The organism is Streptomyces ossamyceticus (genome assembly GCF_001418475.1).
GTDB classification, from domain to species: domain Bacteria; phylum Actinomycetota; class Actinomycetes; order Streptomycetales; family Streptomycetaceae; genus Streptomyces; species Streptomyces ossamyceticus.
Map to the genome: position 1 here is coordinate 1 of NZ_LIQX01000020.1, position 20,761 is coordinate 20,761.

General features: G+C 73.6%; 16 protein-coding genes. 10 read left to right on the top strand and 6 right to left on the bottom strand.

Going from position 1 to position 20,761, the window contains the following annotated elements:
- Nucleotides 1-171 precede the first annotated feature (171 nt).
- Nucleotides 172-963 (top strand): maleylpyruvate isomerase family mycothiol-dependent enzyme, encoded by a 792-nt coding sequence (locus AOK15_RS01795; protein ID WP_055511974.1) that lies wholly within the window; start codon nt 172-174, stop codon nt 961-963.
- 103 nt (nt 964-1,066) lie between these two features.
- Here the strand turns inward: AOK15_RS01795 and AOK15_RS01800 are convergent, their stop codons facing one another.
- The gene (locus tag AOK15_RS01800) at nt 1,067-1,354 is read right to left on the bottom strand and encodes a DUF5955 family protein (protein ID WP_055511975.1); all 288 of its coding nucleotides are present in this window, start codon (nt 1,352-1,354) and stop codon (nt 1,067-1,069) included.
- Nucleotides 1,355-1,886: 532 nt separating this feature from the next.
- Here AOK15_RS01800 and AOK15_RS01805 point away from each other — a divergent pair.
- Nucleotides 1,887-2,474 carry a nucleotidyltransferase family protein gene (locus tag AOK15_RS01805; RefSeq protein WP_055511998.1) on the top strand — a complete coding sequence of 196 codons (588 nt, stop codon included), beginning with the start codon at nt 1,887-1,889 and terminating at the stop codon, nt 2,472-2,474.
- 199 nt (nt 2,475-2,673) lie between these two features.
- Nucleotides 2,674-4,308, top strand: coding sequence for a malate synthase A (gene aceB / locus AOK15_RS01810; protein WP_055511978.1), 1,635 nt, complete (start codon nt 2,674-2,676; stop codon nt 4,306-4,308).
- Nucleotides 4,309-4,321: 13 nt separating this feature from the next.
- Here the strand turns inward: aceB and AOK15_RS01815 are convergent, their stop codons facing one another.
- The 3 genes from AOK15_RS01815 to AOK15_RS01825 all read right to left on the bottom strand — a co-directional run bounded on the left by AOK15_RS01815 (nt 4,322) and on the right by AOK15_RS01825 (nt 6,269).
- Nucleotides 4,322-4,630 (bottom strand): Rdx family protein, encoded by a 309-nt coding sequence (locus AOK15_RS01815; RefSeq protein ID WP_055511980.1) that lies wholly within the window; start codon nt 4,628-4,630, stop codon nt 4,322-4,324.
- Nucleotides 4,627-5,541, bottom strand: a complete 915-nt coding sequence (locus AOK15_RS01820) for a HipA family kinase (protein WP_055511982.1) — start codon at nt 5,539-5,541, stop codon at nt 4,627-4,629. Before AOK15_RS01820 ends, AOK15_RS01815 begins: the two co-directional genes overlap by 4 nt.
- An 80-nt stretch (nt 5,542-5,621) precedes the next feature.
- Nucleotides 5,622-6,269: a hypothetical protein gene (locus tag AOK15_RS01825; RefSeq protein WP_055511984.1), complete on the bottom strand. Its 648-nt coding sequence runs from the start codon at nt 6,267-6,269 to the stop codon at nt 5,622-5,624.
- 267 nt (nt 6,270-6,536) lie between these two features.
- Between AOK15_RS01825 and AOK15_RS01830 the strand changes: the two genes are divergently transcribed.
- The 4 genes from AOK15_RS01830 to AOK15_RS01845 all read left to right on the top strand — a co-directional run bounded on the left by AOK15_RS01830 (nt 6,537) and on the right by AOK15_RS01845 (nt 12,460).
- Complete coding sequence (locus AOK15_RS01830) at nt 6,537-7,727, top strand: carboxylate-amine ligase (RefSeq protein ID WP_055511985.1); 1,191 nt, start codon at nt 6,537-6,539, stop codon at nt 7,725-7,727.
- Between the two features lie 226 nt (nt 7,728-7,953).
- On the top strand, nt 7,954-9,738 hold the full coding sequence (locus AOK15_RS01835; RefSeq protein WP_055511986.1) for an N-acetylglutaminylglutamine amidotransferase: 1,785 nt from the start codon (nt 7,954-7,956) through the stop codon (nt 9,736-9,738).
- On the top strand, nt 9,711-12,050 hold the full coding sequence (locus AOK15_RS01840) for a S9 family peptidase (RefSeq protein ID WP_055511987.1): 2,340 nt from the start codon (nt 9,711-9,713) through the stop codon (nt 12,048-12,050). The genes AOK15_RS01835 and AOK15_RS01840 overlap by 28 nt, the downstream gene beginning before the upstream one ends.
- A gap of 128 nt (nt 12,051-12,178) precedes the next feature.
- Complete coding sequence (locus AOK15_RS01845; protein ID WP_055511989.1) at nt 12,179-12,460, top strand: hypothetical protein; 282 nt, start codon at nt 12,179-12,181, stop codon at nt 12,458-12,460.
- A gap of 126 nt (nt 12,461-12,586) precedes the next feature.
- On the opposite strand, the gene AOK15_RS01850 is transcribed toward AOK15_RS01845, so the two are convergent.
- Nucleotides 12,587-14,740: a SpoIIE family protein phosphatase gene (locus tag AOK15_RS01850; protein ID WP_055511990.1), complete on the bottom strand. Its 2,154-nt coding sequence runs from the start codon at nt 14,738-14,740 to the stop codon at nt 12,587-12,589.
- A gap of 109 nt (nt 14,741-14,849) precedes the next feature.
- The gene (locus tag AOK15_RS01855; RefSeq protein WP_055511991.1) at nt 14,850-16,541 is read right to left on the bottom strand and encodes an IucA/IucC family protein; all 1,692 of its coding nucleotides are present in this window, start codon (nt 16,539-16,541) and stop codon (nt 14,850-14,852) included.
- A 179-nt stretch (nt 16,542-16,720) separates the two neighbouring features.
- Here AOK15_RS01855 and AOK15_RS01860 point away from each other — a divergent pair, with 179 nt between their 5' ends.
- The 3 genes from AOK15_RS01860 to AOK15_RS01870 all read left to right on the top strand — a co-directional run bounded on the left by AOK15_RS01860 (nt 16,721) and on the right by AOK15_RS01870 (nt 20,558).
- Nucleotides 16,721-18,208, top strand: a complete 1,488-nt coding sequence (locus AOK15_RS01860; protein ID WP_240508266.1) for an IucA/IucC family protein — start codon at nt 16,721-16,723, stop codon at nt 18,206-18,208.
- A gap of 272 nt (nt 18,209-18,480) precedes the next feature.
- Nucleotides 18,481-19,749, top strand: a complete 1,269-nt coding sequence (locus AOK15_RS01865) for a VWA domain-containing protein (RefSeq protein ID WP_107099316.1) — start codon at nt 18,481-18,483, stop codon at nt 19,747-19,749.
- Nucleotides 19,749-20,558, top strand: a complete 810-nt coding sequence (locus tag AOK15_RS01870; RefSeq protein ID WP_055511996.1) for a hypothetical protein — start codon at nt 19,749-19,751, stop codon at nt 20,556-20,558. Before AOK15_RS01865 ends, AOK15_RS01870 begins: the two co-directional genes overlap by 1 nt.
- Nucleotides 20,559-20,761 lie beyond the last annotated feature (203 nt).

The following is a 20,761-nucleotide window of genomic DNA, read 5'->3' on the forward strand; positions in this document are numbered from 1 at the left end:
GTTCGCGCCCACGCGGCGGAGCCGTATGTGTCACAGCCTCGCACCCCTGAAGGGTCGGGCCTGCGGCCCTCCCTTCATCGGTCGTCCGACTGCGGGTCGAGCGGCGCGTGCGTCCGCGCCGAAATTCATTGTCCGGGCGCCGGGGTGCGGTGATAGATACCCGGTGTGGCCATGACACTTGAGTTCTCCGACCTGCTGCGGCTGATCGACGAACGGTCGATCGCGTTCCGGGGCGCGGTCGCCGCCGCGCCCGACCTCGACGCGCGGGTGCCGACCTGTCCCGGGTGGACGCTGTTCGACCTGGCACAGCACCTGGGCGGAGGCGATCGCTTCTGGGCCGCCCTCGTCGCCGCGGGACCCGCTGACGCTCCTGCGGCCGAGGCCGTCGCCGAGCGCGCCGCCCTGGTCGCGCCGCGGGATCCCGAAGCCCTGTCGGTCTGGTTGGCCGAGTCGACCGGGCTGCTGGTGCGCGCGCTGCGGGAGGCCGGCCCGGACGCCGGCTGCTGGACTTGGTGGGGCACGTCGCAGTCGCCGCGCACCTCCGGTGGCGTCGCCCGGCACCGGGTCCAGGAGACCGCCGTGCACACCTACGACGTCCAGGTCACCCTGGGGGCACCGCGGCCACTGCCGGACACGGTGACGCTCGACGGCGTCGACGAGTTCCTGTCCACCTGCTGCGCGACGACGGCCGCCTGGCCGCACAAGCCCACGGCCTTCGACTTCCACGCCACCGAGGGGTCCTCCTGGCGCCTGACGGTCGACGGGGACGGCGCACGCTCCGAGCGCCTGCCCACCACCACCTCCGGCGCCGGCGAGGGGCCGGACGCGGTCGGCGTCTCCGTCCACGGCACGGCCGGCGAGCTGATCCTCTTTCTGTACGACCGCATCACGGCGGACGCCGTGCGGATCGACGGGGACGCCGGGCTTCTCGACCTGCTCCGCGCCTGGGAACCGGAGGAGTAGCCGGCCGGGAGGCGGCGACCCACCGGTGAGGGTGATGGAGGGCCGGGGACGGCGGGGGCGAAACCCCCGACGGTCACCGGCCCAGGAGTCACCGACCCGCCAGTCACCGGCCCGGCGGTTCGCCGAACAGGTCGACCGCCGTCCGGACCTCCCCCAGCCCTCGCGCGAGCGCGCTGACCGATCCGATCGCCCCCGCGATCAACAGCAGGGACCGTCGCAACCGCGGGACCTCGGGTATGCCGCTCACGACCATCGCCGCCAGCGCGGCCAACTCGTCCTCCGCGATCCCTCGATCCGGGAACTCGGCGGGATGCGCGGCGAGTTCACGACGCAACCGGGACACGGCGGACCGCAGCTCCGCCACCCTCGCATCCTCGCCACTGCCGGTCACTGGCCTCTGCCCCAAGCTCCGCAACCCAGCTCTCCCCCCTCACGCAACACCGTCGCGCGCGAGACCCGGCCGCGCCCCGTCGCACGACCGGCCGCCCCTGGCGTAGGTCGTCCGCCGAGGGTGGCGCGGGCCAGTAAACGCCAACGGTATGGCGAGCGCCACACCGAGGACCGAAATTCAGCCCCAAGGATTCCCCACCCGACGGGCGCCACCGGCCCCCGGTTCACGGGCACTTGCCCGCCGGTTCGGGTATGCAGGGCGCATGACACACGACCACCGGCGGCCCGCAGGCCGAGACGACGCAGAGACCGCAGGTCAGGGCGCCCGACAGGCAGGGGCGCAGAACGACCGGCGGACAGAAGGGCGAAACGACCGGCCGCCCGCGGACCGAGGCGACCCGCAGACCGGACGCGACGGCCGCCGACCGGCCGTCGGCCAGGGCAGACAGACGGCCGACCACGGCGCACGCGGCGGCGGCCAAGGCGCACAGGGCGGCAGCCAAGACGGACACGGCGGCGACCCGTCACCTCGTATCGCCGCGCTGCTGCTCGCCGCGGGCGGCGGGCGGCGGCTCGGGGGGCGCCCCAAGGCGCTGCTCCTCCATCATGGACGCCCCCTGATCGAACACGCGGTCGCGGTGCTGCGGGCGGCCGGGTGTGCGCGGATCCATGTGGTCCTCGGGGCGGAGGCGGCGACCGTACGCGCCCGGGCCGAACTGCCCGGCTGCGTCCTGGTGGAGAACCCTCGGTGGGCCGACGGCATGGGCTCCTCGCTGCGGGCGGGACTGGAGTCGCTCGCCGGCACGGGCGCCGAGGCGGCGCTGGTGTCGCTCGTGGACCAGCCGGGCATCGGACCGGAGGCCGTGGCCCGGGTGCTCGCCGCGTACGGGCCGGCCGGCGCGGGCAAGGCGCTCGTGGCCGCCGCCTACGGCGGGGAACGGGGCCACCCCGTCCTCTTCGGCGCCGAGCACTGGGCGGGCATCGCTGCGACTGCCACCGGCGATCGAGGGGCACGCGCCTACCTGAAGGCGCACGCGGAGGAGATCACGCTCGTCGAGTGCGGGGACGTGGCGCGGCCGTACGACATCGACACCGAGGCCGACCTCACCCATCTCGAATGAGCGGTGTGTGAGCGGAGTGGCACCCTGCGCCACCTTGCCTCGACCCGGAGAATCTCGACATCAACAAAACATTGAACTTCCACCATGAGGAAACTAGTATCCACTGCCCAGAAGCGCTCCCATGAACCCGGAGGCGCTCCCAGCCCTACCCGGGTCGACTGACACCCGGTGCCACGCCCGCTGAAGGAAGTGACAGCTCATGTCCGCACCAGCGCCGTCCCCGCTGGCCATCGTCGACGCCGAGCCCCTGCCCCGCCAGGAAGAGATCCTCACCGACGCGGCCCTCGCCTTCGTGGCCGAGCTGCACCGCCGGTTCACGCCCCGGCGTGACGAGTTGCTCGCCCGCCGCGCCGAGCGCCGTGCGGAGATCGCCCGCACCTCCACGCTGGACTTCCTCCCGGAGACGGCCGCGATCCGCGCCGACGACTCCTGGAAAGTGGCCCCGTCGCCCGCCGCCCTGGACGACCGCCGGGTCGAGATCACCGGCCCCACCGACCGCAAGATGACCATCAACGCGCTCAACTCGGGCGCCCGGGTGTGGCTCGCGGACTTCGAGGACGCCTCCGCCCCGACCTGGGAGAACGTCGTCCTGGGCCAGGTGAACATGGCCGACGCGTACACCCGGAACATCGACTTCACCGACGAGCGCACCGGCAAGTCCTACGCGCTGCGCCCGAACGAGGAGCTGGCGACGGTCGTCATGCGCCCGCGCGGCTGGCATCTGAACGAGCGCCACCTCGTCGACGCCGACGGCACGCCCGTGCCCGGCGCCCTCGTCGACTTCGGCCTGTACTTCTTCCACAACGCCCAGCGGCTGCTCGACCTCGGCAAGGGCCCCTACTTCTACCTCCCGAAGACGGAGTCGCACCTGGAGGCCCGCCTCTGGAACGACGTGTTCGTCTTCGCCCAGGACCACGTCGGCATCCCGCAGGGCACGATCCGGGCCACGGTGCTGATCGAGACGATCACGGCCGCGTACGAGATGGAGGAGATCCTCTACGAACTCCGCGACCACGCCTCCGGGTTGAACGCGGGCCGCTGGGACTATCTGTTCTCCATCGTGAAGAACTTCCGTGACGGCGGCACCCGGTTCGTCCTCCCGGACCGCAACGCGGTCACGATGACCGCCCCGTTCATGCGGGCGTACACCGAACTCCTCGTCCGTACCTGCCACAAGCGCGGCGCGCACGCGATCGGCGGCATGGCGGCGTTCATCCCGTCCCGCAGGGACCCCGAGGTCAACAAGGTCGCGTTCGAGAAGGTCCGCGCCGACAAGGATCGCGAGGCGAACGACGGCTTCGACGGATCCTGGGTGGCCCACCCCGACCTCGTGCCGATCGCCATGGAGTCCTTCGACAAGGTCCTCGGCGACCGGCCGAACCAGAAGGACCGGCTGCGCGAGGACGTCCATGTCGAGGCCGCCGACCTGATCGCGGTCGACTCGCTCGACGCCAGGCCCACCTACGACGGCCTCGTCAACGCCGTCCAGGTCGGTATCCGCTACATCGAGGCGTGGCTGCGCGGCCTCGGCGCCGTGGCGATCTTCAACCTCATGGAGGACGCGGCCACCGCGGAGATCTCCCGCTCCCAGATCTGGCAGTGGATCAACGCGGGCGTCGAGTTCGAGCACGCGGGAGAGTCCGTGAAGGCCACGCCCGAGCTGGCCCGCGAGGTCGCCGCCGAGGAGCTGGCCGCCGTCCGCGCCGAGATCGGCGAGGAGGCCTTCGCCGCCGGCCACTGGCAGGAGGCCCACGACCTGCTGCTCCAGGTCGCTCTCGACGAGGACTACGCGGACTTCCTGACGCTGCCGGCGTACGAGCGGCTGCGTGGCTGAGGCCCGCCGGGCCTCAGCGCTCCGAGTGGCCCAGGGTCTTCCCCGGGGCCACTCGGTCGCGTACGAGCTTCTTCACCGCCGTCGGCTCGGGGAAGCCCTGCTCGCGGCGGTCCCAGACAACCTCGTCGTCGACCCGGACGACGAAGACGCCACCGGTGCCGGGTTTCAGGGACAGCTCCGTCAGCTCCGCCTCGAACGTCGTGAGCAGCTCCTGGGCGAGCCAGGCGGCGCGGGGCAGCCAGCGGCACTGGGTGCAGTACTCGATCGACACGCGCCGGGAGGCCGGGGGCGTGCCGGTCGCCGCGTCCGTGGGGTCCGTCATCCTAGATGCACCGACCAATCCTGTTCCGCCGCCGGCTTGCCGTGCAGATCGGGGACCCGCTTGAGCCAGTCCGGGCGGCCTCGCTGTGTTCGCGCCGCGCGGAGCGCCTCCTCGGCGGCGAGTTCCTCCCGGGAGGGGAAGTCCGTGGGGAGCCAGGTCGCGGAGGCCCGCACGCGCGCGTGGAGGTAGTCGACGTAGGCCGTGCGCGCCGCGTCGGGCGTCGCGAAGCCGTCCTCTGCGGCCAGCCAGGCGTCGGGGACCTCCGCCACGATCCGCCGCAGCAGGCTCTCGGTGACCTCGGGCGCCAGCTCCGCGTCGGCGGCGCGGACGTCGGGTGCGTAGTGGCCGAGGGCGTGGTGCCGGAAGTCGTACGCCTTCGCGGGGTCCGAGGCGTCCCAGCGGTGGTGGAAGACGAGGGCGGCGCCGTGGTCGATGAGCCACAGCCGCGGGGGGACGGTGCCGAGGGTGGGCCAGACCATGAGGTTCGAGCTGTGGACCGTGCGGTCGACGTTGACGGTGAGGGCGTCGAGCCAGACGATCCTGCCCGCCTCGGCCGGATCCACCGGAAACGCCTTGGCGACCTCGGGGGTGAAGTCCTTCGCGCCCGGCAGGTAGTCCATGCCGAGGTTGACTCCCGCGCTCGCCCCGTGCAGCTCCCGTACCTCCTGGTGGGGCTCGTCGTCGGCGATCGCCGGGTCGAAGTGGACGAGGACCAGCTCCGGGAACCGCAGCCCGAGCGCTCGCGCCAGCTCCCCCACGATCACCTCGGCGACCAGCGCCTTGCGGCCCTGCGCGGAGCCGGTGAACTTCACGACATAGGTGCCCAGGTCGTCGGCCTCGACGACACCGGGGACGGAGCCGCCGGACCGCAGGGGCGTGACGTAGCGGGTCGCGGTGACCTCTCTCAGCATGTCCTCGGGTCACCCGCCTCGTCGTCCGCTCCGGCTTCCAGTGTCCGGCATGAAGTGAGCATAGTAACCGAGCGTGATCGCTACTGTGTCCGATTCAGGCCCGCGCGCTCCAGCGCCCTGGTCATGGCGGGCCTGTCCGGCTCACGCCGGTCGGGTGCGTTGACGAGGGACATCAGCAGGTCGGGGGTGAGCCGGTGGGCCTCGGCGTGGGTCAGCAGGGTCTCGGCGTCGTGGGCCGGCATGGCGCCGTGGTCCGAGTCGGCGATCGTCCTCAGCACGTCCTTGCGGTCGACGAAGCGGCTCATGCCGCAGTCGAGTCCGTCGTCGTGCAGGGTCGCCGGGTACGGGGCACGTGCCCAGGCGCCGTTCTCGTACCAGTAGACGCAGCCCAGCTGCCAGCCCTTCAGCAGGTCCTGGAGCGACTCGTGCGGAAGCCAGTCGGGGGCGCCGACGAGCATGTCGACCGGCGGTTCGTGCCACTTGACGCCGCTGGACTCGTCCTCGCCGTAGAGAACGTACCGCCCCTCGCCCCGCTGTTCGAAGGTCCACCAGGTGCAGCCGCAGTCGTCCAGGTGGAGTCCCTCGTCGTCCACCCAGGTCCCCGTGCGGTGATGGGCCTCCCCCTCGTCCGCCGTGGTGGCCTCCAGCACGGCGATGAGCGACCAGCGCGCCCACAGCACCTCGGCCGGTGGGAGATCGCCGGGCAGTCCCGGCCGGTCGATGGTCATGACTCGCCCCCGTGTTCGACGTGATGCTCGACATCGATCTTGATCAGGGGTCAGGCTCTCACGCGTCGGACGGTCCACGACCGGCGGCCGGGCGCTGCTCGCGGCTGTCGAGCGCGGCGTTCACCGCCCGCTCATATGTGACCCTTCAACGACAGGTGGGCAAGAGTCGAGGCTTATTTGTGCTTTTGCCGGGAACTCGCATGGCGCAACGGTCGCCGCGGGTCCCCTGCCCGGCGGGCGATCTCGGGAACGGAAGAGGGAGAGATCGTGGCCGTTCGGGTAGGCGTTGAGGAAGAGTTCCATGTGCTGGACCTGGAGAGCGGGCGACTCGTCCCGGGCGCAGACGCGGTCCTCGGTCGTCTGCGCAGACCGGGCTTCAAGCCGGAGCTCCAACGGTCGGCCGTCGAGTGGAACAGCCGGGTGCACACCTCGCTGGAGACCCTGCGCGCCGATCTGGCCGGGGCACGGCGACGGCTGGACGCGGCGGCCTCCCCTCTCGGGCTGGCCGTCGCCGCCGCCGGCACCGTACCGTTCGCGCGGCTGACGCCGGGTGACCCCACCCCGGACCCGCGGTACCGGACCATGGCCGAGGAGTACCGGCGGGTCTCCGACGAGCACCTCGTGTGCAGCGCCCAGGTCCACGTCGACATACCCGACCGCGACACGGCCGTCCGCGTCATGTGCGCCGTCTCGCCCTGGCTGCCCCCGCTGCTGGCGCTCTCCGCCAGCTCCCCGTTCTGGATGGGCGCCGACACCGGGTACGCCAGCTGGCGCACCATGCTGTGGCAGCGCTGGCCCACCGCCGGGCCGGTCGGCTGTTTCCCCTCGGCCGCCGACTACGACGCCGCCGTCGCGGACCTGATCCGCGGCGGAGCGATCAGCGACCCGGGAATGGTCTATTACGACCTGCGGCCCTCCGACCACCAGCGGACCCTGGAACTGCGGATCTGCGACGCCTGTCCGCGCACCGAGACGGTCGTGCTCGTCGCCGGGCTGTTCCGGGCCCTCGTCGAGGACGCGCGGCTCCGCCTGGAGCGCGGGGACCAGGTCTGCGACGGCCGGCACGAGTGGCTCCGGGCAGCGGCGTGGCGGGCGGCCCGGACGGGGCTGGAGGGGCCCCTGGTCGATCCCGACACCCGGCTGGCCGCGCCCGCCCCCGTCGTCCTGCGCGGCATGCTCCGGCGGCTGCGCCCGGCCCTGGAGGCCTGCGGCGACTGGGACACGGTACGCCTGCTCATGACGGAGACCCTCGCCCGCGGCAGCGCCGCCCACCGGCTGCGCCGGATCGCCGAGGTCCACGGCCTGCGCGCCGCCGTGGACACGGTCGTCGCCGAGACCCGCGGCGAGAGGGGCCGACGCCTCGCGCCCGCGCCCGTCCGGCGGCCCGTCGCGGCGGCCGCGACGACGACGGTGCGAGGGCCCATGGCATCGGGCCCAGTGGAAGCCATCGGGGGCTGAACCGCACAGCCATGCGGAAAGACGGTCACCGGTCCGCGCCCCGCGTCAGGGGCGCCCCCACCAGCAGCGGTCGTGGTCCGCTCCTCGGCGCCGGTGCCGCCTGCGATCAAGGAGAGTTCGACATGCCCACCAGCAAGACCGACAACGATCAGACCGGGTGGTGCCCGCCGGGCGCCCACTCGTCGCCGGGCACGACCGGCGTCACTCCGCGAGGGGGTGCGGCCTGATGTGCGGTCTCAGCGGAGAGATCCGTTTCGACGGCGGACGGCCGGACCTGGCGGCCGTGGAACGCATGACCGACCGGCTGGCCGCCCGTGGACCGGACGGCAGGGGCGTGTGGTCGCAGGGCGCCGTCGCCCTGGGCCACCGGCGACTGAAGATCATCGACCTGTCCGAGTGCGGGGCCCAGCCGATGGCCGACTCCGCGGGCCGGATCACGGGTGTCTTCAACGGCTGCGTCTACAACTACAAGGAGCTCCGCGAGGAACTGCGCGGACTCGGCCACCGCTTCTTCTCCGACTCCGACACCGAGGTCGTCCTCAAGGCGTACCAGCAGTGGGGCACCGACTGCGTCGACCACTTCTTCGGGATGTTCGCCTTCGTCGTCGTCGAGCAGGACACCGGGCGGGTCGTCCTCGGCCGGGACCGGCTCGGCATCAAGCCGCTGTACCTGGCCCGGTCGCCGGGGCGGCTGCGCTTCGCGTCCTCGCTGCCGGCCCTGCTGGCGGGCGGCGGCGTCGACACCTCCCTCGACCCCGTCGCGCTGCACCAGTACATGAGCTGGCACGCCACGGTGGCCGCGCCCCGCACCGTCCTGGGCGGGGTGCGGAAGCTGCCAGCGGCCACCGTGCGGGTCGTGGAGCCCGACGGCCGCGAGCGGGACATCCGCTACTGGCAGCCGTCGTACAGCCGCGTGCCGGAGCACGCGCGGCTCGGCGCGGACGACTGGCGTGACGCGGTGCTCGACGCGCTGCGCACCGCCGTGCGCCGCCGCATGGTCGCCGACGTCCCCGTGGGCGTCCTGCTGTCGGGCGGTCTCGACTCCAGCCTGATCGTGGCGCTGCTGGCCGACGAGGGACAGACGGACCTCGCGACGTTCAGCGTGGGATTCGAGTCGGAGGGCGGTGTCGAGGGCGACGAGTTCCCCTACTCCGATCTGGTCGCCCGGCACTTCGACACGGACCACCACCAGCTGATGGTGCCCTCGGACCGGGTGTCGACGGCGCTGGACGCGGCGGTCGAGGCGATGAGCGAGCCGATGATCAGCCACGACGTGGTCGCCTTCCATCTGCTGTCCGAGCAGGTGGCGAAGGAGGTCAAGGTCGTCCAGAGCGGCCAGGGCGCCGACGAGGTCTTCGCCGGCTACCACTGGTACCCGGACATGGCCGCCGCGCCCAGGGAGCGGGCCCACGAGGCGTACGCGGAGACGTACTTCGACCGCTCGCACGGCGACCTCACCGGGATCGTCCGGCCGCACATGCTGCCCGACCACGACGTGTCCGGCCGCTTCGTACGGGAGCACATGGCCCGCCCGGGTGCCGAGACCGCCCTCGACGCGGCGCTGCGGCTCGACGCCGAGGTGATGCTGATCGACGACCCGGTCAAGCGGGTCGACAACATGACGATGGACTGGGGGCTGGAGGCCCGGGTGCCGTTCCTCGACCACGAACTCGTGGAGCTGGCCGCCCTCTGCCCGCCGGAGCTGAAGCTCGCCGACGGGGGCAAGGGAGTCCTCAAGGCCGCCGGTCGGAAGGTCCTGCCCCCGGAGGTCGTCGACCGGCCCAAGGGCTACTTCCCGGTCCCCGCCATCATGCACATGGCGGGTCCGGTACTCGACCGGGTGACCGAGGCCCTGACGGCTCCCGAGGCCACGTCGCGCGGTGTCTTCGAGGACGCGTACGTGGCCAAGCTGCTGTCGGCGCCGGACGAGCACCGCACCAGGCGTGGGGCGAACGCCCTGTGGCAGATAGCTTTGCTGGAGATATGGCTGCAAACGCACGGAATCAGCTGACCGGGGCGCAGGGGAGCCGATCCCCGCGCCCGGCCACGGCAGCCCCGTCGGACCCGTCGGCGGCGCCCCCCTTCGGCGCCCACGCCGGTGAGGACGCCCTCGACGGGGTGCCGTGGCTGCCCCTGGACCACGGCACCGCGCCCCCGGCCTCGGTCGCGGTCGCCCCGGCCGCCGCGTGGTCCGGGGCGTTCGCCCTGGCGCCCCCGGCGTCGACGGCTCCCGTACCGGTGCCGTTGCCGGAGACCGCCGGGACGCGGGACACACCGCAGCCGCTGCGGTCCCACGGCTGCTGGTACCCCTCCGTCGACCCCAGCGGCAGACAGGTCGCGTTCATCTGCGACCGGGGCGGGGTGCCGCAGCTGTGGACCGGGCCGGTCGACGGGGGCGAGGTCCATCTGCTCGACTCCGATCCCCACCCGGTCAAGGAGGTGGCCTGGGCGCCGGACGGCCGCTGGATCGCCTACACCACCGCCCCCGGAGGCGGCGAGCACACCCGGGTGCTGTGCGTACGGCCCGACGGCACCGGGCGGCGCGTCCTCGCCGGTGCCGAGCCCGGCAGCTCCGCGTACCTGGGCTGCTGGCAGCACGACGGGTCGGCGGTCGCCGTCACCGTCGCCGAGCCGGTGCTCCTGCCGGCCGGGGGTGACACGGAGGAGTCACCCGCCCGCGCGGAGCCGGGCCTCGCCGACCCGCACACGTACACGCCGGCCCGTCCGCCGGGCTGGGCCGTGCGGGACGGCCGGGCCGTGCTGCTGGGCGGTCCGCGCTACGGCGACGCCGGGCCGGCCGCGCATCTCGCGGAACGCGAGGGCGGGACCGCCCGCGAACACGACCAGGAGCGCGACCAGGAGGCCGCCGGTGGTCTCGCCGCCTACCTCGTCGACCCCACGGGCGCGGTGGCACCCGCGCTGCTGGCCGTGGAACGCGGCGCCGCCACGCTGCGGGTGTGCGACCTCAGCCGGGACGGCCGGCTCGCCCTGGTGCGCCGGGGCCCGCGCGGCCGCCGCGAGGCCCTCGTCGTGCGCACCTGCGACCTGCGGACCACGTTCGCGCTGCCCGTCGCGGACGGCGACCCGTGGATCGGGCGCTTCTCCCCCGACGCCACGACGCTGTGGCTGCGCAGCGACGCGGCCCGCGAGTTCGCCGCGCTGTTCGCCGTACGGCTGGCGCCCGGAGGCGAGCAGCAGGGGATCACCGTCACCGCGCAGCGCGAGGGGTGCGGCCTGGAGCTGCTGACGTTCGGCCGCGACGGGTCCACGGCGGCCCTGGCCTGGAACGTGCGGGGGGCCACCGAACTGGAGGTCACCACCGTCTCGGGTACCGCGGGCGTCGCCTCCGTGGGGGTGCGGCGGTCCGTGTCGCTGCCCCACGAGGTGGTCACCCGGATGGCGCGGGCCGGCGGGGGGTCGGAGCTGGTGCTGGCACTGTCCGGCTCGCAGCGGCGGCCCGGCATGTGGTGGCTCTCGGAGGGCGCCGCGCGGCGCACCACGTGGTCGTCGCGTGACGAGGACGCCGTACCGCCGGGCCGTTCGCCCGTGCGTCCCGTGCCCCTGCGGCCGGTCGCGCGGGACGGGCTGCCGCTGAGCGGCTGGTACTACCGGGCGCCGGGCCGGGCGCCGGGGCAGCCGGCGCCGTGTGTGATCCATCTGCACGGCGGTCCCGAGGAGCAGGAACGGCCGGTGTTCAACCCGCTGTACCACGAGCTGTCGGGCCGGGGGCTCGACATCTTCGCGCCGGACGTGCGCGGTTCCTCCGGGCACGGTCGGTCGTTCGTCGACGCCGATCTCGGCACGGGACGGTTCGCCGCGATCGAGGACGTCGCCGACTGCGCGGCCCACATCGTGGAGGCGGGGCTCGCCGATCCGCGGCGGCTCGCCGTCATGGGCCGCTCGTACGGCGGCTATCTGGTGATGGCCTCGCTCGTGTGGCACCCCGAGCTGTTCCGCACGGGTGTCGCGGCGTGCGGCATGTCGGACTTCGCGACGTTCTACGCCGGGACCGAGCCGTGGATCGCGGAGTCGGCCGCGCACAAGTACGGCCATCCCGAGCACGACCGGGACCTGCTGCACTCACTGTCCCCGATGACCCGGATCGACGCGCTGCGGGTACCGGTACTCACCGTCCACGGCGAGCACGACACGAACGTGCCGCTCGGCGAGTCCGAGCAGTTCGTGCGCGCGGCCCGCGAGCGGGGCCTGGAGGCCGAGCTGCTGCTGTTGCGCAACGAGGGCCATGACTTCCTGCGCGCGGACAGCCGGCGGATCTTCCGCCGCGCCGCGGCCGACTGGATCGAACGCCACGTCGCGGAGTGACCGCGGTCGCCCGCACCTCACATCCCACACCTCGCATAACGGTCATTTCTGATGAATCGACGCATGGCCGTCCCGGTCACGGGCACTCGCCCGCGGAGCGGACATCCCCCACCCACGAGGAGTCGATCATGGTCATCAAGAAGATGCACGAGATGGGCATCCGCAGTGAGCACGCCTACATGGCCGCCATGGCGTCCATCGGTCTGACCGTCGTCGCCTGGGCGGGCTCCCTCAAGATGGAGCCCGGCACGGGACTGGCCCGCGCCGACCGCTGGGGCCTGTTCGTCGGCGAGTGGGCGCCCACCTTCTTCGGCCTCGGCATAGCCCTGTCGCACTACGAGCAGCAGGACGGCACCCTGACCGCCACCGTCCACGAACTGCGTGACCAGCGCGAGCAGAAGGCCGGCTGACCGCGCGGGCCCCTCGACGCCGAACGGGCTCCCTCGACGCCGAACGGGCTCCCTCGACGCGGACCCGGGACGCAGGCGCACCCGAGGCGCACCGGATTCTCTGACACCGCAGGGTTCCCTGTGGTGTCAACCGCTGTGGTCTCCCCCGCTGCTCTGCACTCCACCGCTTCCTTCGTGGTGGAGCAGGAGCAGCGCGATGTCGTCGGTGCGCTGGCCGGCCGGGCCGGCCTTCTCGACCAGCTCGTCGATGAGCACGTCCAGGTCACGGGTGTCCGCGCGCGCGAGGTGCTGTGCGAGGCGGGCGATGCAGTCGTCCAGGTCGATGCCGGGTGTCTCCACGAGACCGTCGGTGTAGAAGGCGAGCGTCATCCCCGGGGTGAGCGGGATCTCCGTCACCGGGTAGACGGCGTGCGGGTCGATGCCGAGGAGGGGTCCGGGTGGGACCGTGAGGGGCCGGGTGTCGCCGTCGGGCAGGCGGAGCAGGGGCGGCGGGTGTCCGGCGCTGGCGAGGGTCACCCGGCCGTCGTCGAGGTCGAGGTGGGCGTAGAGGCAGCTGGTGAACAGGTCGGGGGCGAGGTCGGTGAGGAGCCGGTTGGTCCGGGCGAGCACCTCGCCGGGCGGTGTGCCGAGGGTGGCGTGCGCGTAGACGCCGGTGCGGACCTGGCCCATGAGGGCGGCGGCGGCCACGTTGTGGCCCTGAACGTCACCGATGACGGCCGCGACGGCGGTGTCGCCGAACCGGATCAGGTCGTAGAAGTCCCCGCCGATCTCCATGCCGCGGGTGGCGGGAAGGTAGCGGGCGGCGGTCCGCAGACCGGGGACCGTGGGCAGGGTGCGAGGGAGCAGCGCCTGCTGGAGGCCGTGGGCGAGTTCGAGCTTGGTGTCGTAGAGGCGAGCGCGGTCGAGGGCCTGGGCGATGAGCCCGGCGAGCGAGGTCATGACGGCCCGTTCCTCGGCCTGGAACTCGTGGGGGCTGTCGTAGGACAGGACGCAGATGCCGACCAGCCGGCCGGTGATGATCAGCGGCAGGAACGCCCAGGCCTGCTTTCCGCTGGCGACGGGTGCCTCGGGGTAGAGGCGCTCCATCTCCCCGGGTTCGCCGAAGAACGCGGGGACCCCGCTGCTCAGGGCGCGCCCGGCCGGGGTGAACGCGGTGTCGATGGGCAGGCCGTCGAGACGGGCGATGGCCTCGGGGGGATAGCCCCGGTAGCCGGTGATGCGCAGCTTCCCGGCCTCGGCGGAGGACAGCACGAGCCCTTGGGCGCCGAAGGCGGGCATGACCTGGTCGGCGACCACGTCGACGACGTCCTGCACACCGACGACCTCGGTGAGGGCGGCGGCCAGGTGGGTGAGCTGGTACAGCCGGCCCGCGCGGGCCGGCGTCACGGTGCTCGTGGACCGGGAGTGCCCCGGCACGGGCGGGGGCGCGGTGCCGCGCGGCACGACCCGGACGCTGATGCCGCTGGTGTCCGGGTAGAGGTGGATGTCGAGCCACTGGCCTGGCGATCGGCACGCTGTGAACGACACGGGTTCGCGTGTGATCACCGCGGCGCGGTAGCGGTCCTCGTGGGCGGGTTCGTCGAGCCAGCGCAGGGCGTGCCACGGCAGGGTGCCCAGCAGTTGTTCTGGCTCCCGGCCGAACAACTCGCCGGCGCCGCGGCTGACATAGGTGAACCGGCCCTCCAGGTCCAGGGCGCAGCTGCCGCCGGGCAGGCGCTCCACGAAGTCCGCCAGGGCCATCTCCTCACTGACGGACGGCCTGCCGGCTCCGGTGGGGACGGCACGGGGGAGGTCGGCGGGCACGGGAGCGCCGTCGTGCTCCTCCGCCTCGTCCAGCAGCCGGGCCAGACGTCGGCACCGGGACTCGATGTGGCCCCGCTCGCGAGCCGTCATGTACGGGGGGCGGCCGGTCGGCCACATCAGCAGCAGCGTCCCCCAGCGTCGGGCGCCGGTGACGGGGGCGGCCGCCAGGGCCAGCGGGTACGGCAGGACCATCGCGGTGCGCGGGAAGGAGCGGGCCATCTCCTCCTGGCTGCCCACCCACACCACGCGGCCCTCGCGGGCGGCGACCGCCACGGGGGCCGGCGCGGCGAACGGGACGCGCGCCCAGGGGGCGGCGAACTCGGCCGGCGCGCCACACAGCAGATGCAGGCACAGCAGTTCCTCGTCGGGTGTGAGCAGATAGAGGGCGCCGATGGACGCGCCGATCCCTCGCACGGTCTCCGCGAACGCGGCGTCCAGCGCATCGGCGGCGGTGGCCGGGTCACTCGTGCCGGTCACGAGGCACCTCCAGCGTCGCGGGCCACGGACGGACGGCCGTGGACGGCCGCCGGCTCCCTTCGGGTGCGGCACGGCAGGCCGGAGTACCCGAGTGCCCTCACGCGCGACGTTACGCCGCCCCTGAGCGGTCGGCATGCCGGAACGGGTTGGGCAGCGGGAGGTAGCGGGCGTCCGCGCCGTCGGCGCGCGTCCAGCGCAGCAGCAGGTTCGTCTTGCCCGGCAGTGTCGGCGCGCGCAGGAGGTCCTCGACGCCGGGCACCTCGCGGTGCCGCGCCACTTCCCCGCGTACGGCGGCCCACACGTCGACCTCGGGATGGTGTTCGGCCACGGCCGCCGCGACCTCCAGGACGTTGTTGACGAACAGGCAGTACACCAGCCGCTCCCAGCCCGCCTCGCGGGTCACGTCCGGCAGGAGCTTCACGCCCTCGGCGTCCCGGTAGAGGACCTGGACGGGGGTGCCGGCGGTGTCGCAGGCGACGAGGGTGTTCTGGAGGTGGGCCTCCAGGACGACGCCGTGGTGGTGGAACGCGCGGAGGGCCGGGGGCACGACCGCCCGCAGATACGCCCTCCACCAGGTGTCGGGGGCGGCGGTGCGGACCAGCGGGTTGTCCGGGAACGCCGCGGTGTCCTCGGTGAGCGCGGCGCCCAGGACGGCGGTCGTGCCGGGGGCCAGATGCCCGGCCGGTCCGTCGCGGACCAGGACCGCGAGCTCCTCGAACGCGAAGGCGGCGGTGCGGTAGCCGCGGTCGCTCAGCCAGGCGCCGTCCGGCAGCGCGGCGAAGGCCGTGCGCGCCGCCGTGTCGGTGCGGCGCAGTTTGAGCAGGTCGTGCCGCCACAGACGGCGCACGTCGTTGGTGATCCGCACGTCCAGACTGAACTTGAGGAAGAGGTCCGTGTCAGAGGGGCCCGTCGCGGGGGCCGTTGCCGTGGCCCCGCCGGGGCCCCCGCGCAGGGTCTCCCCGGGTACGTACACGGTGCGGATCGCGGCCGTCGGCCACACCTCGCCCGTCGTGTGCCCCAGCCGTATCAGCCGGCCGTCGACGAAGGCGTCAGCCAACTCCTCACCCACCAGGTCGAGTTGCCAGGGATGGGCGGGCAGCAGCCGGTAGCCGGGCGGGGCCGTGCCCAGGGCGTCGAGGGCGGTCGTGTCGCCCTCCTCGGCGACGGTGTCCTCGCGGATCCCGAGCAGCGTCAGCGGGAAACCGGCGTAGGCCTCCGGCGCGTAGGGCAGCCAGGCGGCGGCCGGACCGCCGCCGCGCGCCTTGGGGGCGGGGTGGTACGGGTGCCCGGTGATCAGCGACTGCTCGGACCGCCGGTACGGGTCCTGCGGTGGCGTCGCGTGGGCGCGCGCCGCGAGGAAGGCGGCCACGGCCGCGCGGCTGTCGAGCATCTCGGCGGGCAGCTCGGGGTTGGCCAGGCCGGTGCGGAGGCGGAGTTCGTCGGCGGTGAGGTCGACGAGCTCGGCGTGGGTCAGCCGGCGCCAGGGGCCGCTGGTGAGCGCCTCGGGGTCGTTGCGGTGCCAGGAGCCGTCGGTCTCGGGGCCGGCGGGCCGGCGGGTGCCGTCGGTGAGCACCTCGGGGTCGGCGGGCCGGCGGGTGCCGTCGGTGAGCACCTCGGGGTCGGCGGGGCGGCGGGTGCCCCGGACGCGCAGGAGGCGGCCGCTCGCCGCGAGGCGGTGCACACCGGGTCCGACGGGCTCCCCCGCCTCCCGCAGGAGGCAGTTGAGCAGCGGCGCGGCGGCCTGGGCGTCGGCGGCGGTGCCGACGTCGGCGCGGGGCGGGTTGACGTCCACGGGGTCCATTCGTTCCACATACGGTGCATGTGTGATCAGTATGTCTGCCCGTCGTGGCGCGTCCCGCCGCCCTCATGCGTCGCCGCGGAGACGGGCGGGCAGTGGTCGTACGCCGTTGTCGACGCGGTGCCCGCACCCGCCCGTCGCCGTTCCCGCACCCTAGGAGCCCGTCCGTGGACCCTCACCCGATGTCCGATGCCGAGGCGGCGCTCGGCGCCGAGCTGGGCGCCGTACGCCCCGGTCTGGCGCTGCCGTACGCGGCGGCGCTCCCCGGCGCCCGGGCGGCCGTGCTGGCGCGGCTGTGGCGGGGCCTCACGCACGAGCCACTGCCCTGGGTGGCACGCCGGGAGAGGACCGGGGGCGACGGCGTGACGCTTCTGCTGGCGGACGGCCGTCGGCTGTACGGCCCGGCGATGGACCCGTACGCCACGGACGCGCCGGTCGAGCAGGTGTGGCTGGACGGGCGGCCGTACGACCGTCCGGCGCGGCTGATGAGCGCGCTGGCGGTGCCGCACAGTGCCGCGTTCGCCGCCGAACTCGACCACAGCGCGGCCTCGTTGGCGCTGTCGCGGGCCGGACGGCCGGCGGTGGTGGGGGCGCCGGAGAGGATCTGGGAGTGGGAGCAGTCGGTGGTGGACGGGCATCCCTTCCACCCCAACTGCCGTTCCCGGCCCGGTTTCTCCGCCGCCGATCAGCTCGCGTACGGGCCCGAGCACCGGCAGGTCGTGGCGCTGGGGCTGGCGCCCGTGGACGAGGCACTGGTGGTCGGGGAGTGGCCGGATCGGTTCCGGGACGGCGGTCGGGTGCTGGTGCCGGTCCACCCGTGGCAGGCGGCACATGTGCTCAAGTGCCCCCCGGGCGAGGTGATCGACGCGCATCCGCTGATGTCGTTGCGCACCCTCGCCCTCGCGGACGGCGGGGCGCATGTGAAGACGGCGTTGAGCGCCCGGCTGACGTCCTCCGTGCGGGACATCTCGGCCTACTCGATCGAGACGTCGGCGATCGTGTCGGACTTCATGGCGGAGGTCGCCTCCCGGACGGACGGTCTGCTGCACGTGACCCGTACGCTCGGCGCGGTCACCGCCGGTTCCCCGGATCTGGCGGCGGTGCTGCGGGAGTCACCGGAGAGGTACGCGGACACGGCCACCGGTGAGCGGGTCGTCCCCGTGGCCGCGTTGGCGACGACCGGACTGCCCGGGTCGCCGTCGTGGCTGGCGGATTTCAGCCGACTCGCGCTCACGGTCTGCCTCCGGCTGCTCGACCTGGGGGTGGCCCTGGAGGCACACGGCCAGAACGTCCTGGTGGTGCTCTCGCCGTCGGGTGCCCCCGTGCGGCTCGTCTACCGCGACCTCGCGGACATCAGGGTGAGCCCGGCCCGGCTGGCCCGGCACGGTGTCGCGGCGCCCGCGATGACCGGCCGCATCGTCACGGACGACGAGACCACCCTGCGGCGCAAGCTGTTCGGCGCGCTGATCACGGGCACGCTCGGGGCGACGGCGGGCTCGACGCCCGTGCTGCGCGAGGCGCTCGCCGCGGCCGTACGGGACGTGCCGCCGACCGCTGATCTGGCCACGTTGACGGAGGGGCCGGTACCGACGAAGGCGTTGACGCTGATGCGTCTTTCGCCGGAGCGGCCGGGTGACATCTGGGCGGAACTGCCGACTCCGCTGCGGTGAGGCACGTCCGGCCTGCCGAGTGTCGGACCAAGTCCCCCGGCCCTGTCCCTGGCTTGCCACCCGGCCCGGTGCGGGGCCTGTCACCCGGCCCGGCGCCAGGCTCGTCACCGAACCGGGCGGCGGCCGAGCGGCGGTCCGGCGGCGGCCCTGCGGCCGGGGTGAACGTCCGCCGTTCTCCCCGTGCTCGGGGCGCGCGGCGCGTGCCGTTGTCCGGCGGGTGAACGGGCGGTCTCGTTTTGAAGCGCGGGCCACCTGATCAATAGGATCCGCCGATGATCACAAGACAACGGCTGGCAGCAGGGGTGTTCGCCCTGCTCGCCGCCCTGACGGCCGGGATCGCGGTCCCGTCGACGGCCGTCGCCGACGAGACCACGGCCACCGCGCCCAAGGTCAACCTCCTACTGGATGTCAGCGGTTCGATGCGGGCGAAGGACATCGACGGGCAGTCCCGGATGGCCGCGGCGAAGCAGGCGTTCAACGAGGTCCTGGACGCCACGCCCGAGGAGGTCCAGCTCGGCATCCGCACGCTGGGCGCCAACTACCCCGGCGACGACCGCAAGACGGGCTGCAAGGACACCGCGCAGCTGTACCCGGTGGGTCCGCTGGACCGCACCGAGGCGAAGACGGCCGTCGCCACGCTCACCCCGACCGGCTGGACCCCGATCGGGCCCGCGCTGCTGAAGGCGGCGGACGACCTGGAGGGCGGCGAGGGCACCAAGCGCATCGTCCTGATCAGCGACGGCGAGGACACCTGCGCCCCGCTCGACCCGTGCGAGGTGGCCCGCGAGATCGCCGCCAAGGGCATCGGCCTGACCATCGACACACTCGGCCTGGTCCCGAACGCCAAGCTGCGCGTCCAGCTCAGCTGTATCGCCGAGGCGACCGGCGGCACGTACACCTCGATCGAGCACCGCGACGAACTCACCGACCGCGTCAACCAGTTGGTGGACCGCGCGGCCGACCCGGTGGTCGTGCCGAAGGCCGTCGAGGGCACCGACGCGTGTGCCGGGGCGCCCACGCTCACCTCGGGTCTGTTCACCGACCGCGAGGAGTTCGACCAGCAGCGCTGGTACCGGGTGGACGTGAAGCCGGGCCAGGAGCTGCGGGCCTCGGTGAGCGTCGCGGCGGACCGTGACGTCAACCCGCACTACGGGGTGCTGCTGCGTGCGGTCACCGTCAAGAACCGCGAGATCGTGCGCGGCGAGGCGGCCGGCACCGGCCGTACGGACGTCATCTCGACGGGTCTGCGCTATCCGAAGGCGGAGGCCGAGGACGAGGAGGACGAGGACGTCGCCGAGACCGTGTGCCTCCAGGTCACGCACTCGTACGCGGCCGCCGGCGGGGTGAAGACCACACCCGGTCTGCCGCTGGAGATCACCGTCGACGTCGTGGACGGTCCGGACCGGGCGACGGACGTGGCGTCCTTCGGTCTGGGCCGCGGCTGGTGGCTGCTCGGTGTGCTGGTGCTCGTCGGGTTCCTGGCGGGTGTGCTGTGGGGCTGGCTGTCGCGCTGGCGGCTCGCGGTCTGGAGGACCAACTGATGCGGATCACACGTGTGTGGGGCGCCGCCCTGCTGATGCTGGCCCTGGCCGCCTCCCCGGCCGCCGCGGACTCCTCCCCCTCCGCGAGCCCGTCGGAGAACGGTGACGCGCCCACCGAGGCGGGCACCTCCTTCCGTACGGCGGCGGAGTTCGAGCAGGGGCAAACCGCGACGGCGAGCGCGTCGACCGGCGACTACCTGTACTGGTCGTTCCCGGCGGACGCCGGCCAGCGGCCGACCGTGAAGGCGACGGTGAAGCTGCCGGAGGCGGCCGAGTCCGCCTCGACGTGGCAGCTCGACGTGTACGACGGGCTGCGACGCCGCCAGGCCTGCCAGTACGGGGCGCAGACCCGCACGGCCGACGCGGGGGCCGCCTCCGTGGAGCTGTCCTGCACGCTGCGCACGGTCCGCGCCTGGTCGGAGCAGTGGTCCGACGACCCGCTGCCGGGCACGTACTACGTCCGGCTGACGACGACGCGGCTGGCCACGGGCGACCTCGGACTGCCGGTCGGGGTCGAGGTCCGCGCCGAGTCCAAGGACATCGGCGGTGCGGCGGCGGTCGACGGCTCGCTGGCGAAGCCGCTCGTGCCGGGCATCGCGGTCACCTCGGCGCGGGACGACGAGGACTCCTCGGCCGAGGCCGTCCTGTCCGACCTCGAACCCGACGACGGCTGGGCGTCGGGCTGGTGGAGCGACCGCTGGGTCTGGACCGCGCTCGGCGCGGTACTCGCCGCCCTCGCGGGCATCGGCGGCTACTCCCTCACCCGTGGCTCGGGCCGCCCGACGAGGGTGCCCCCACCGGGCGCCTGACACCCCCGCGAAGGCCCGCCGAACCCTGGAACGCACTCCGGTCCGGCGGGCCTTCGGCGATGCACCCCGGTCCGGCGGGCCGTCGGCACGGACGGGCGCTCAGCTCTCCCGCAACTCCTTCGCCAGGGCCCCCTCCCCCGACACCTCGACCCGGCCCGCTCGTACGGCGTCCCTGAGGGTGAGTCCGCCGCGGCGGACCGCCT